Consider the following 13,351-nt stretch of genomic DNA (forward strand, 5'->3'; position numbering starts at 1 on the left):
ATCCCAAATATGTACTTTGTTTCAATGGTGTTCAGTCAGAAGTTAGGCACCGCAGCTGGCGTTGCGTCATTCATTATTGGGCTACTTTTCATGATGTTAAACTCGGCACCTGTAATTACTGGTATCGTACAGCAGCGCAAAGATTGAGTTTTATGAGTATAGTCAGTTGGGTTTTCATCTGTTTTATCAGACTTAGAAAAATGAAATCTTTCAATTCATTGATTTTAAACGCAAAAAAATTTCTAAATGATCAGAATTATAGGGTGCTCATTTTGCACAGCAGTAGGGGTTGACCATTCAATGGAAACGCTCCTTCGAACTGACCCGGAGAAATACGGTTATCAGGCTGGCCTGAGTCGTCTTCAGCGATTTCTTTCTAAGATCCAGTACGACTGGAGCCTGCGGGATTATATCGGTCGTAAAGTGTTCGAAGGCGGATATGTGCGTCTTCAACCCAATATCTTTTCTTCGTCCCTGACTGAACGTCTTTTTCATGCCTGTTGCAGCCTTGATTATGTTGAAGCAAGACGTGCGGCAGAGCATCGCAGAAAGCTACTTTCCGGCGAGGTTGACGATACGGCTTATAACCGTCGTATGGCTGAGCCACAATTTCGGCTTGTACAGGAAGCAAACGTGATCCACGTTGATTTCCTCTGGTCGTTGCACTGTTTCAACCCTCGCCCGTTTCGGGCAATTGAGATCTATCGCAGGGTCTGGGAAGAGGCCGATCTGGACCTTCTTGAGGATGAGCCTGACATGCAGCCTGTGCCCCGTACACCAATGCCAGCTCCACTCTGGATGAAACTGCCCGGAGGCCGGTTCGGTACAGCTTATGATGGACTGACTGATACGTTGCCGCTGATGACCTATTTTGACGGGCAGGCTGACCCCAGGGCTTCACGTAGCCTAAAGACCGGAGAGAGCAGTTCTGTCGTCGTGGCATTCGAGGAAGAGGATGAGCTGACTGTTGAAGAAGATACGGCGTCCTGGATTATCTGGCATGAATACGACGGGTTACGCCAGCGCATCGCTGACGGTGAGTTTACTCCAACGACTGCTGCTCAGTATCTTCTTCGTTATGGCGCGGTCCGAATTTCAAAAGGCAAGGGCGCTGTCTATCATCGTCTCGCACAGCGGGGACAAACCTTTTCCCGCCTGGGGATAGGCGACAGAGTGTCGCTTCCAGAGCTGGTTGCCAGTCGGCGTTTTAAAATACTCAGTGATTCTGCATACCGTCAGGTTGTAGCCCGGAAATTGCGTGGACAGATAAAAAAGTTCAGATTCTGGGCATGCGTAGCTGCCTGTGTTCAGTTGCACGTACACAACAAGACGGCACTCGGAGAAAGAATTTTAACGTTACTCGAAGGTGAGAGGGAACAGCAACAAGGTGCGATCCAGGCGAAGCTGAAGGCGGGAATGATGGATGCAGTTCTAACTCTGTGTAACCAGCGACTCCGGGTGAAAGAAAATACTAACCAGCCAGAGGAGTTCCGCTATTACCGTGCCGTAAGAGCTCGTTTCATGCGCCATTTATCTGAATGCCTTAAGCCAGAAAATGGCGGCGTTATCCGTGACGTTATCTGGGAACTGAGGGTGCTGAGCAGTGCTCACGGTACGACCAAAACAGGTTTTTACTATGTCGATAGCAATCGCCCGACAGCGAAAGGACTGTTAAACCGCCTTCTGATGAGGATGGTCAAGCAGGTCGTATAAGCGTCTGAAACGCGAAACACACGAAAATGGAGGGGTTATACAAAAAAAACTTAGCTTTGATCGTGATGTAATGTGGACATCATGTCCAAGCGTTGCTGCATCCAGAAAAGTAACTTTAATCCTGTTGATACAGCCCTTGCATTACCTGTTTACGCATAGCGTGGAAACGTTCTAATTAAACCAGACGAATATAAATTTAAATTAATTCACTCACCCCCGGAATCGGGGAACTAAACAAAAGGATCATCAATGCAAAATCAAAATACACCCGCTCAGGAAAAACACACCGTATACCTTTTTAATGCCGAACATGCTGACAAGACAGCCGCCAAGCAAGCCGGGAAACTCTTCACGCTGGACATTGAACACCCAATGACCCTCAACGATCTCTCGCTGCTGTGTGAGTCGGTCGCGGACGCTGTGGGAGCACCTGGCGGAATTAAATATGAAATCACAACAGAGCCTAATGGGGTTCAGGAGGAATACTGAATCAGTGTGGTGTGAGTCCATTTTAATTTGACGTTTCATGAGTTCTATCGAGAGGCTGAAGTATGACTTTGAAAATGGAAAGTTCCCGGACTTCCAAGCCTGAGGGGCCATTTGTATTAATCACTTTTGAGGGGGACGAATTTCTTTTTGATGACAGACATAATGTCGTCAAGATAAATGGCAGGCCTAAAAAAATGGATGTAAAGCGAAATTATTTTGAGTCCGATCTGGGAGAAGGGAAAGCGAAATACTGGACTTTAAATATCGAAGAGGCTCATCGGTTCAATTCGATTGATGAAGCGACAGAACAACTTTGTAAACTGAGTCGCCCTCATCTGATCAAAATTCGCAAAGTTGAGGGGGTATCTGAATGACCAAAGAGATGTTTTTACGCATTTTAAATGAGGCACAGGCTCGTGTGGATAACGATTCGCTTCCGCTTGATGTTCGTATCCGGTCACGCACCACGGTAAATGATTGCGTCATCCGGGCAGATAAAGAGGGGTGGCCTATTGAGTATAAACAGAAGGTCTGGGTAGATGCAGTCAGTGGCTGTTATCTTTAGCGGTTACTTAAGCCAGTTCCTGTGCCCGTGAGCTTAGTAAAGGCGGAAAATGATATGGTCAAGGTGATAAATATCAACGGGAATTTAGTTGAATTACCTGAGCCCTCAGCAAAGTTATCCAAAGCTGAATCACCTGATGGTAGGTTCTCAAAACCTAAAAATAAGATCTCTAAAATACAGCGAGCTGAGCTGCGAATGAAATTTGGGGGGCGTTGTGCCTATTGTGGTTGCAAGCTTCCTGAAAAAGGGTGGCATGCCGATCATGTTGAGCCTGTTCGACGCGACTTTGAACTGGTGAGAGCCCCTGTCGGCAGCGGCGTAACTCATGTTGCCCGAAGTACGGGTAAGGTTATGCACCCTGAACTGCATGCTATAGAAAACTTATTTCCATCATGCGCCCCCTGCAACCTTTTTAAAGGAGCTTTTAGTGTTGAAGGAATGAGAAAAGAAATTACCAAACAGGTTGAACGGGCTCGCGCATATAGCGTGAATTTCCGTACCGCAGAACGTTTTGGGTTGCTTCATATTGTAGAAAAACCGGTCGTCTTCTGGTTTGAGCAGTATAACGAACAGAAACAAAACGAATAATTTCTGTGAAACATAAAAGAAGTTAATCAGCAGTGGTTTACTAATTAAAGAGTGATTTAAATATTTTGATGCTGCTGAGGAGCTGCCTGGTATATCCTTCAAAGGAGAAAATGATGTATCTGCATCTTGTGCCCCGTATTCTTCACCATATGAAAAACAAGTGTACTCTCGTGTCAGTTTCTGTACCTGAATTGTCACTTGAGCTTAAAGCTGATTCGCTGGTGGCAATGAAACCTTATCCCAACAAGTCCTACCACGTTGTCATGTTGAAGGGGCGACGTGCATTAAATGGCTTTCTGGTAAAAAGCCCACGGACTTTAACTGAGTTCACAATGATAACAATCTGGGAAATTGAAGGCTTTGGAAAAATTAGTCATACCGTAAAAACGCTCGTTCAGGACAAAGACTATGACTTGGTCTCCCATGATGTCCTTTTGGCACATGCATACCATCAGAGGGAGGAAGAATTGGGGTACCGTGTACATCCATCCTATGACAGTCTAGCTCCCGTCGATTTTGAACCAACAATGCAGTCAAGGTACATAAAGGAATCCGATCTTTCCCACGACGTATGGGAAACCTATTCATGGGGGGAATTGCTGCGTTCGCGTGAAGAGACATTTCTGGCGATGACCATGTCATCTGCTCGTTTAAGCCATCCAGCATTCATCAGAGGAAACCGACTTCCTCAAACTGACCAGGCCATCATTATCAGTTCGTAACGACCTTTTATTCTTTTTGATGCCAGGCGAGTCTCCTTTTGCCTGGCCACTTTGATTTATTGCCTGGGAGTAACCTATGGATGAGCAAGATATTCTCCGCGTTATAAACGGCCGTGAGATTGATGCTTCTGACCTCCTGGAAGAAGCTATGCCGAACGCAGCCCGACGCTTTTATCGTTTAACTAACAGCATGAACAAATTGCTTTAGGAGGTCAGGGAGCACTTTCCTGACGCGATGTATTACTCTGCCAGCGGAACGGTAAGCCTGCTGTTGGGGAGCAGCCACGACAACAATGACCATCCGGTTAGAGAAATGGTCGCTGTAAGGTCACCAGATCTAAACATTGAAGGCGGTGATTGGTAGGTCAAGCAGGGGATCTATGTGCACTTCATGTCCTAACTTCATCCAGTGCTGAATTCAGTGCACAGACAGTAGGGGACTTCTCCTTTAATCAGAATGGCAAAGGGTTACGTGAGGATCAGATTCTATTTTTTTGCCTCGAAAACGGATAAACCCAGGTTTTGGCGCTTTAACCGAAAAATCAGCAGAACGGTAAATGATAGGCTGTCATGGATAACCATTTTGAGGCAAAAATGAACGTTTCAACTGACAGCAGCAACATATCGATAGCAGAACTCAAAGAAGAATTTATACCCGGTCTTCTGCTTAATGCTGGGGCAATAAGCCATTACGGCGACTCGGCTTTATCTTCGAAGGCTATGGATAAGTATTCAAATCTTCTGGAGAAAGACGCAGTTACCGCTTTATCAGGAGCCTTGAACCGTATCGTAAGTGCCTTAGCGGAGGCAGATCCACGTTCTATCAGTAGCAATCCATCCTGGTTTTCCCGCTTTACGGGCAAACACCTTGAAAAGCGCGTTCGTTACCAACACGCACGTGAGAAGGTGGAAAATCTTATTAATGAGGGGAACGGATATCTGACACATGTGAATGAGACGCTACTGGCTTTAGAAGAGCTGCTTGAAACATATGTGTCAGAAATCAAACGCCTTAAAATTTTTATCCAGGCAGGCCATGAGTTCCTTAGGGATTCTACCGAAGAAAAAAATAGTGACGATCTAAGCCTTGTCTTCGATAAACCGAGGGAAAGATTTGCCAGACGTTTAGCTAACCTGGCAACACTGCTTGCGTCTCATGAAATGGCCGCCATGCAGATGGAAATCACTCGCGGGACTTGTATAGATATTGCTGACCGCTTTAACGAAACTATAAAAGTCCTGGTTCCAGTATGGCGGCAACACACACTTTCGCTGTTATCAGTAAATAACACTGACCCTACGATTGTTAGAAAAGCTAATCAGGCCCACGAGGCTCTTCTAAAAAGCCTGCGACAAAATTTAGAGGGATTCCAAAAATGATTAATAATTTGACCACCAGAACTGAGGTTGTTGCTTTTACTTTGACTTCCGCTGAACTGGAAAAGTTCGGGCTGAATGAGCAAGATGAACAAGAGATTAAAGCCGTCGCGGAATGCATTAATGCCGATGATCCAGGAACAGTTTATCGTTTTGGCCGGGCAATGGGGGAAAACACTGCTAATTATGCGGATAGCCTGCTTGAGCAAATTCGCAATAAAGATTTAGACGAAGCCGGGAGCAAATTAACTGAAATTATCAACCTTGCAAGAAATGTAAACATCTCGAACTTAACTGAAAGTCGTTCAAATCTGCCAGTTATTGGCCCTTTGTTGGATAAAATCCGCACCCGTGGGAAGAATTTCGCCGCACAGTTTGAATCAACTCGTGAACAAATCGATGCTCTGGTTTCAGAGGTTTCAGTTACACAGAATAGCCTCGGTTCTAATAATATTTCGCTCCAGCAAATGTTTGATGAAGTCGTTAAAGAACACCACTTAACAGGTGTACATATTGCTGCCGGTAAATTAAGGCTGGGAGAATTACAATTAAAAGCAGAAAATCTCAGAGCTAATGTTGGTAACAATCCTGCTAAGTTCCAGGAAGTATCTGATCTGGATACGCTAATTGCTAATTTAGAAAAACGTATTGGCGATTTAGTTGTTTCTCAGCAGTCTGCTATGCAAGTATTGCCAATGGTACGGATTATACAGGCAAATAACCAAAGTCTTATCGACAAGTTTCATAGCGTCAAAGAGGTTACTGTCCCTAATTTCAAGCGTCAGTTTCTGTTAGCCATTTCTCTAAATGGACAGCGTAACGCTGTAAATCTTGCCAATGATATCGATAATGCCAACAATGAGTTACTCCGTAGTAATGCAAAATTACTGCATCGCAATGCAGTAGAAACTATGAAAGCAAACCAACGGCTGGTTATTGATATAAGCACCCTTAAAGAGGTGCAGGATACGCTTATCCAGACGGTTGGCGATGTTGTTAAAATCCAGAGAGAAGGGGCTATTAAGCTCAGGGAAACAGAAAAACAGGTTCTTGCCATGCGTGAGAATTTGCGCACCCGACTGACACAAAAAGGGGTAGATCATGGTGCGTAACCTTAAGAGTAGTGACGATTTTTCCCGTGAACTGTCATTTCTTTTTCACCGGTCTATAAAGATTAGAAATTCAGGTTTCGCGATATTTGGTGCGGGCCTGCTGATAATGATTTTTGGTCTTTGCTTGTGGTTGCTGTCATTACACCTCTCACCTTCAGTTCTGGACTTTGATATTGATGTGCCCTTGTCATTCTTCAATTCATCTGAAGGTGAAGATAAGTTAGTGGTTTCGGATTTTGGCGATGCATTTGGAGGCTTCCTAACTACATATTCTAAGTTGCTATTAGGGATTATGGGGCTATTAGTAGTTTCTTCAACTGCCTTTAAAATTTTAAAGGGGGAGGAAATAGGTGAGATATTCCCGATGCTTCTAATTGCTGGCGCTTTTCTTATCGGCTTGTCAGTTTTTACATCTGCTTTAGGTTCGGAAGAGACTGATGCCACTTCAGCTTCGACTGTAAAGGTTATCAAGAAATATGTAAAACATGAAAAATACGATAAACTTGTCGCATATTTAAATGATAGTAATTGGCCCTCAGGCGAAGAGGTATCTGTAAACTATTTAAAGGCGCAACTACATATAAAACTCGGCAAGCCAGATGTGAAGTTAACACAGAATGTTGTTAGGGCGTATATGTCTGGTGTATTACAGTCAAATATTCCCGTGAAAGTTCGTTATGCATTGGAAAAGACAGCTTTAGATAAATCCGTCTCACCACTTGCGATTCGTTATGAGCAAAAACGTATGTCTAAATCACATACCTTTTCAAAAGCGTCGGTTAATTGTCTTAAAGTAGGTAGTCCCGTCGCATTCGTTGGCGTTTTGTTCGCTCTTCTTGGTATAAAAATCAGGCGGCGAGTCAGATTCTTAGAATCAAATTGAATGAAAGCCCGGTACGCTGGGCTTTTTTATTCAGTAACTTTTATCAAATATGTAGTAATTTACCGGAATCTGCTTCTCCAGCTTGTTAGCTGAAAAGCTTACTCAAGTATAATAATCTACTTCTGATTATGTTTTTTATGGTTTTATTTTTACACAACTTATTAAGGATACATGATGTGTAACTTTACTCCTGTTCAAATTATTGCTGATTATATACTGAGGTTTCTTAAAAATAATACTGATGCCAAGCTTTATGAGGCAATGCAGCGTCTTGAAAAGAAAATTGGTCAGTTTGTCGCTGATGGGGTTGATGAACATCAATTACGCTCTTCATTAAGCAAAGTCTGTCGATCTCGTTCCAGGGCGGCTCTTAAAGAGGAGTGTGAACAACTCATTCCATAAAAAGAACATCATACGGGAAAGTTACTTTAACGGTGAATGGCTCGCTTCTGGCGGTTTAAGTTGACGGCCATTCCTACCATAGCCATCATAAAGTATGATTAGCATTCGAGTGTGGCACTACTAATTTTAATGGGCTACGCATTCAGTCTCCACCTCTCTAACTATAAAGGTTCTTTTCATGTCCAATAGCTTCGATAAGCCGCAAACGCTCCCGGTACATAATTCTGATGCCGAACCCTTTTTTCCGAAAAACCTTGGTCCATTTATCGAGCAGGTATCCGGAAGGGATCTGGCAATGCTCACAGAATCAGAGAAGGAAAAACTTGCGCACCTGATCAGAACTGGGCGTAAATATGGAGTTTCTGTCGCTATCGTTCCTGATACAGATTCTGCTGAGCTTCATGAATTACTGTCTAATGCCGATTCCATTGAAAGGCAGTTTTCCATCTATGAACGCATCCAGACGAAGATTGCGTTCACGCGGTGTCAGGAAGCATAAACAAAGTGAGAAATACAACTACGTGGTATGACGTAGAACATATTGAAATCACCACAGGCGAGCGAGGCGGCAGGATATGGGTGCTGAAGCTCTCCTGTGGCCATACAGTATTTCGCCGAATACCTCCTATACGTCTTCATAACCTCACAGCTTTTTCTCTGCGGGAGCCCCCAGAAAAATGTCGGTGCTCTCTTTGCAATTCAAGTCCATAATAAAGCCTTTTTAAAGGCCACAAACTGCATATCACAGGATAAATCATCCTCTACAGCGTTCATTCTTAAACGCAAAATTTATATTTCATTCATTCTATTTTAAAAGCGTTATAAAAGACGGAATCCTATTTAGTCTGTTTGATGCTTAAATCATCTTCAGTGCCTTTTATCTTTTACCCAGCGACTTTAACATTAACCTGAGCAGAAAACTTGTTTTCAAACTAAGTTCGAAAACTTTCTGCTCAGGTTATTAGCCGGGTAAGCCACTTTGTTATATTTGTTTCATGTTAACAGAGGAGGCGATATGCAAATTGAAAAGGTGATGTCATTACTTGAAGTGCTTTCAAGCTGGCTTGAAGATAACATCAATATGGATTCTGAAATTATCTTTGATAATGACGAAGATAATACCAACTCAGAAATTCTGTATCCTGCTGTAGAAAAGGCTAATGCCGTTTTGCGCAAAATGGCATCTTTATCTTCAGATTCTGTTCATGCAATTCGACAGCGCTTGCAGCTTGCCGTAGAAGGCAAAGCTGAATTGTCCCTCAAGGATGTGGGAGAGCTTCTGCTGGCAACAAAGTATCTGATGTTGTCCACTGAAGAGGGAGAGTAAGCCTGTGACCACTCTCGTATTTGAAATGGCAGATATCAATAAACTGATCGAAGAAATTCGCACCGCAAAAACGTTTTCGGTCACCCCAGATCAGATCTATGACCCGGCATGCTATCCGGGGGGAGCCCTCCTTAACGCTGAGGGACAGACTGAAGAAGAGGCGCGTAAAGCTGGTAGGGTTTTCTTTCCCTCATCCTCAAAAATTGCCAGCACACATCTGGTGCCAAAAGTGCTTCTCGCGCACAGTCATGGTGTATACCTGATCACTAATGCTGAGCTTGAGGGCTCTCCCGCATCCCGCGATACTGTGGCTTACGCCCAGGGGATGAATCCAAAACTGGATGAGGACTGGGATTACGCTTGTGATGCCGCTTTGGGTGGGTCTGATTGTAGCTATACCATTCCCGTTGAGTGGCTGGAGTTAGCGGTAGAGCAGGGTTTTCAGGAGTTTCGACTTCGAATGAGTGAAACCAATATCAAACTTGTCAGCAAATAGTATGTCCTTGCTGTTTCCAGTCAAACATTGTCCGCCAGTCGAGCTGCTGGCGGATTGTTTTATATAAGGCCGGGAAGGTATGTCAGGTTTAAGCAGTTCCGCCCAGAAGCTTACAAGGGCGCAGATTTACGTGTTAAGACGGATGGCATCCGGCACGATCTATGATATCTCTGGCAATTTCAGACGGGCCAGAGAACGGCGTACGTTTATGGGGAATCCTGATGATGTGACGTGCAGGAGCTCTCCGGTCCTGTTCCGGCTGGGCCTCGTGGAGTTATGCCAGCCAGTAAGGCATCTGGAGCCAGGTTTATACTATCGGCTCAAGTTGAGCTCCTCAGGGCATGAAGCTCTTAAGGCGAACGCACACCTCTAACATTTGAGATAGTTCGTTCGCAGCCAGGAAAGTAACTTTCATCTCAAGTGTGACCCTTACTACCTCATTTATGAGTAAAACCCCCCTCTGATATGTCGAAAATGCTCATTTATACGAAAATAGTTTCTCTTCAGGTGTGATGTAATTACTGAGAATTCTCCCTGAATGGAAGGCAACCGATGAAAATGTTTTTTACCCCTTATGTTCGTATCGTTTTCTATTTTTGCGCATTGATTTTTATTGTTTACAGTTTCAGTGATTTTTTCCAGGGCGTCCCTGACAGCACCTTCTTCAGTGCGGTCATCACGCTACTTGTTATCGGAACCATTGTTGCCCGGCATCTGGATCGCAAAAAATCTCTCAAATATACTTCACAGATTTAAGTTTCCACTCAGGCCACTCTCGGGTGGCTTTTATAATTTAATAAGGACCGGTTCATGCATAACCACGAAATTCAGACCATTGCTATATTTAGTGCCCAGTATAAAAACATCGAAGATGCTGAAAATGCAGGTGCTTTATATTCAGTAGATATTGAATATCCGATGACACTAAATGATTTATCGCGGCTTTGCGACTCTATTGCCGAAGCAGTAGGTGTGCCTGGCGGCGTCAAATACCAGTTCGTGTCCCAGCCGGAAGCGCATGAAACCAGCTTCTGATAACCAGTAACCAAACTGCCTAAAAGCAGGTGCAAAGCCATGAAACAAACAAAGTCTTCTATGTCACGTATTGTGCAGCTGTACGACGGGAGCCGATACGGAAACTGCGAGCAGGCTGATAACGAAGGAGAGCTTTTTACGGTGGTGTTGAATAAGCCTTCGCAGATCGATGACATCCGTAAAATCGTAGACACAACCGCCGAAGTACTTGGCAAAGCTTTGCCAGTACTCCTCTTTTAAAGCTTACATCCGTGAAGGATAATTACGGTCTTACTACTTTCAGTTTTTCATTCCAGTGCCGTCCATTTTAATTTATCGATTTTAAGCGGTCGGCGCTATTTCATTGTTTCTTTTCCGACTGTAATTCCTTATATATAGGAATATTTCAAAGAATTTATCTCAGGTTATTTGTGGCGTGGTGCCAGTTGTTATAATGATTCCACATAATCTGGAGAGTCAATCATGATCACATCTCTAATGAATTTCCGCGATTTAACCGGAGAGGCAGTCATCCAGGCGCGGCAATGCGTTATTAATGCTGAGATCGAAGCGGCCCGGGAAAAGGTAATTCATGCTCGTTCGTTATTCAAAGCGGGTATACATAATGTTGTAAACGGTAGTTCTGGCATTAAGGCTGCGGCAGCACATTTTCTGGTGATAAAACGTTTACAGACTGACACTCGGTATCTGGACGCGGTTATCACTGATAACCTTTGCATGTTTTCTCCTGAGGGTTATCTGTATCTGTTTATGCAACAACGTTATTTCCTATAAAACAATGGGTTAGGTAAGTATCTTTCCATTAAAAACATTAAAAAGGTGACTTGATGAAACCATTTGGACTTGCCGGAAAACCCCGGCCCGAACCTTGCGGCTGCTGCTGGTATACCCGTGAGGACTGCCCTTACGTCAGCGCAAAACAGATCTATCGCCGCAGGCAGCGCAAGGCAGAACGCCAGCGTCAGCGCAGCACCATTGTGATGGCCGTTTCTGAATTTCGCTGACCTCTTCTGGAAATATCATTTTTTCTCCAGAAGAATTTTAAAATAAAGGGAAATCTTTTCACGGGTATCTGATGTTTATTGTTTATGGTAAATTGCGCCACATTAATTGTTTGTGGCGCAGTTCGTGATGGCTTAAGGATATAATATGAAAATCAGCCAGCTGGAATCCGGGATGCAGGTTTGGTCTGTAACCCGTACCAAAATGGGAAATACCACCATTTCAACGGTCATTGTCCACCCCGTTGTCATTATTGAAATTCATGATAACCATGTGATTGCTCGCTGGAACGGCAATGCACCACGTCGGTTTGGAGAAACGGCTATCAGGGGCTGGAAGAAGGAGAAGCCACTGCTTGTCCGTGAGCCTTTCGGAAATGTTCGTCTGGCCACCCGGGCTGAAAAAACCGCTATGCAGGAAAAAGAGTAATACCCCCTTTTAGCACCCACAATTTCACCGTCCATCTGCCTTTAACCTTGCCTGTTATTAACGGAATCCTTTCTGACTGGGCGGATCCCACGCATAACCTGAACTGTTGGCTAACCGTCTTACAGCCAAATTCCCTCCTTTATCTGGCAGGAGTGCGTCCGTGAGCTCTGTATGATCTACGTGTTTGTTAAGTAGAGCACATAACAGGAGTGGGGTATGACTGAATTAAATAAAAGCCCGTCCGGTTTTTCCGGAGCTGATGTCAGTAAAGAACAGGCTGCCATAAGGGCACTTGTAGAAAGAGTAGTGACCAACTATCGCAGCCGGACAGCACCTGATCGGGTTCAAAAGGCTTCGGTAGCGTTTAATGGGGGATTAATCCTGACCCTGATGCTGGCCTTGACGCTATTGGGCTACCTTGTGGCGGAATTGCTCAGGGGGTATGTTGCGGATAGTTCACCCTATGTGCCCGGTCTAAGTTATTCGCAATTTTCGATGCTTATGGTCGTTGAGCTGTGTCTATGCTTTCTTGCATGGTTTTTGGTTGTCACAGGGGACTATCCCCGGCCGTGGATATTTCAGGTAGTCCCGATGGAGCAGTACTGGTTCTTTGACGAAGTGGATGACGACGATCTTGCCCGGCTTTCCTGTAACCCTTACATCAAGCGCTGGCTACTTGATGAAATGTCCGGTATTCATCGACTGACCTACACGAGGCTGCATGATCGACTGGAGCGCATCTGTAATATTGCATCCCATCTCGAATACAGCCGTATTCAGGCACATAAGATTTCCCTAATCAACGGAAGCAGTGCCTCCTGATCCTACCATTGCATCCGGAAATTAAACGGGCAGGAACTGCACTGTATGTTCCGACCCAGCAGCTGCCCGTTACCCTTTTCTTTAGTATAAAATGACTTTCGCCGACAACCGGAAGTGAATCATGTCAAATAAATGAAAAATCAGTAATTTATGTAGGCGGGGTGTTTGGCTGATCAGGGCAGGGTGGTATAATAACGCTGGTGCTGGAGGCTTTTGCCCCAGCCAGCGGTAACACTGTTTGACTGTGGTAAAAGCAGAAAGCCCCGAGTAATTTTTCAATTAACCTGTACTGCACCCATTTTGTTGGACGATGAAATGGAATAGTCCCTGATATGTCAAAGCCAAAATACCCCTTCGAAAAGCGCCTTGAAGTCGTGAATCACTACTTC

The 13,351-nt window shown here is 44.4% G+C and carries 20 protein-coding genes; all 20 read left to right on the plus strand.

What is annotated here, in order from left to right:
- Positions 1-300: 300 nt before the first annotated feature.
- The 20 genes from ACOTX2_RS24635 to ACOTX2_RS24730 all read left to right on the plus strand — a co-directional run bounded on the left by ACOTX2_RS24635 (position 301) and on the right by ACOTX2_RS24730 (position 12,962).
- Complete coding sequence (locus ACOTX2_RS24635) at positions 301-1,713, plus strand: hypothetical protein (protein WP_022646499.1); 1,413 nt, start codon at positions 301-303, stop codon at positions 1,711-1,713.
- A gap of 249 nt (positions 1,714-1,962) precedes the next feature.
- Positions 1,963-2,202, plus strand: coding sequence for a hypothetical protein (locus ACOTX2_RS24640; protein ID WP_001180999.1), 240 nt, complete (start codon positions 1,963-1,965; stop codon positions 2,200-2,202).
- 62 nt (positions 2,203-2,264) lie between these two features.
- Entirely contained in the window at positions 2,265-2,576 is a 312-nt protein-coding gene (locus ACOTX2_RS24645; RefSeq protein ID WP_000172888.1) for a hypothetical protein, read from the plus strand.
- On the plus strand, positions 2,573-2,767 hold the full coding sequence (locus ACOTX2_RS24650; protein ID WP_000159617.1) for a hypothetical protein: 195 nt from the start codon (positions 2,573-2,575) through the stop codon (positions 2,765-2,767). The genes ACOTX2_RS24645 and ACOTX2_RS24650 overlap by 4 nt, the downstream gene beginning before the upstream one ends.
- A gap of 54 nt (positions 2,768-2,821) precedes the next feature.
- Entirely contained in the window at positions 2,822-3,355 is a 534-nt protein-coding gene (locus ACOTX2_RS24655) for an HNH endonuclease (RefSeq protein ID WP_000241452.1), read from the plus strand.
- A 110-nt stretch (positions 3,356-3,465) separates the two neighbouring features.
- Positions 3,466-4,077 (plus strand): DUF6012 family protein, encoded by a 612-nt coding sequence (locus ACOTX2_RS24660; RefSeq protein WP_001371923.1) that lies wholly within the window; start codon positions 3,466-3,468, stop codon positions 4,075-4,077.
- A gap of 570 nt (positions 4,078-4,647) precedes the next feature.
- Complete coding sequence (locus ACOTX2_RS24665) at positions 4,648-5,457, plus strand: toxic anion resistance protein (RefSeq protein ID WP_000368643.1); 810 nt, start codon at positions 4,648-4,650, stop codon at positions 5,455-5,457.
- Positions 5,454-6,566, plus strand: coding sequence for a toxic anion resistance protein (locus ACOTX2_RS24670; RefSeq protein ID WP_032666269.1), 1,113 nt, complete (start codon positions 5,454-5,456; stop codon positions 6,564-6,566). The genes ACOTX2_RS24665 and ACOTX2_RS24670 overlap by 4 nt, the downstream gene beginning before the upstream one ends.
- Positions 6,556-7,449, plus strand: a complete 894-nt coding sequence (locus ACOTX2_RS24675) for a hypothetical protein (RefSeq protein WP_000252081.1) — start codon at positions 6,556-6,558, stop codon at positions 7,447-7,449. The genes ACOTX2_RS24670 and ACOTX2_RS24675 overlap by 11 nt, the downstream gene beginning before the upstream one ends.
- Positions 7,450-7,623: 174 nt before the next feature.
- Positions 7,624-7,851 (plus strand): hypothetical protein, encoded by a 228-nt coding sequence (locus tag ACOTX2_RS24680; protein WP_000336109.1) that lies wholly within the window; start codon positions 7,624-7,626, stop codon positions 7,849-7,851.
- A 178-nt stretch (positions 7,852-8,029) separates the two neighbouring features.
- The gene (locus ACOTX2_RS24685; RefSeq protein ID WP_000071366.1) at positions 8,030-8,350 is read left to right on the plus strand and encodes a hypothetical protein; all 321 of its coding nucleotides are present in this window, start codon (positions 8,030-8,032) and stop codon (positions 8,348-8,350) included.
- Positions 8,351-8,866: 516 nt separating this feature from the next.
- Positions 8,867-9,178 (plus strand): DUF957 domain-containing protein, encoded by a 312-nt coding sequence (locus tag ACOTX2_RS24690; RefSeq protein ID WP_001165367.1) that lies wholly within the window; start codon positions 8,867-8,869, stop codon positions 9,176-9,178.
- Positions 9,179-9,182: 4 nt separating this feature from the next.
- Positions 9,183-9,674 carry a DUF3085 domain-containing protein gene (locus tag ACOTX2_RS24695; RefSeq protein ID WP_001371932.1) on the plus strand — a complete coding sequence of 164 codons (492 nt, stop codon included), beginning with the start codon at positions 9,183-9,185 and terminating at the stop codon, positions 9,672-9,674.
- A gap of 552 nt (positions 9,675-10,226) precedes the next feature.
- Positions 10,227-10,430, plus strand: a complete 204-nt coding sequence (locus ACOTX2_RS24700; RefSeq protein ID WP_000781547.1) for a hypothetical protein — start codon at positions 10,227-10,229, stop codon at positions 10,428-10,430.
- A 54-nt stretch (positions 10,431-10,484) separates the two neighbouring features.
- Complete coding sequence (locus ACOTX2_RS24705; RefSeq protein WP_000551490.1) at positions 10,485-10,709, plus strand: hypothetical protein; 225 nt, start codon at positions 10,485-10,487, stop codon at positions 10,707-10,709.
- A gap of 39 nt (positions 10,710-10,748) precedes the next feature.
- Positions 10,749-10,949, plus strand: coding sequence for a hypothetical protein (locus ACOTX2_RS24710; RefSeq protein WP_000814953.1), 201 nt, complete (start codon positions 10,749-10,751; stop codon positions 10,947-10,949).
- 222 nt (positions 10,950-11,171) lie between these two features.
- Positions 11,172-11,483, plus strand: coding sequence for a hypothetical protein (locus ACOTX2_RS24715; protein ID WP_000633161.1), 312 nt, complete (start codon positions 11,172-11,174; stop codon positions 11,481-11,483).
- 53 nt (positions 11,484-11,536) lie between these two features.
- The gene (locus ACOTX2_RS24720) at positions 11,537-11,713 is read left to right on the plus strand and encodes a hypothetical protein (protein WP_000802040.1); all 177 of its coding nucleotides are present in this window, start codon (positions 11,537-11,539) and stop codon (positions 11,711-11,713) included.
- A 145-nt stretch (positions 11,714-11,858) separates the two neighbouring features.
- On the plus strand, positions 11,859-12,140 hold the full coding sequence (locus tag ACOTX2_RS24725) for a hypothetical protein (protein ID WP_000703842.1): 282 nt from the start codon (positions 11,859-11,861) through the stop codon (positions 12,138-12,140).
- Positions 12,141-12,356: 216 nt separating this feature from the next.
- Complete coding sequence (locus tag ACOTX2_RS24730) at positions 12,357-12,962, plus strand: hypothetical protein (RefSeq protein WP_000137794.1); 606 nt, start codon at positions 12,357-12,359, stop codon at positions 12,960-12,962.
- Positions 12,963-13,351: the final 389 nt, after the last annotated feature.

The organism is Enterobacter cloacae complex sp. IR5412, from assembly GCF_049237385.1.
Taxonomy (GTDB): Bacteria; Pseudomonadota; Gammaproteobacteria; order Enterobacterales; family Enterobacteriaceae; genus Enterobacter; species Enterobacter intestinihominis.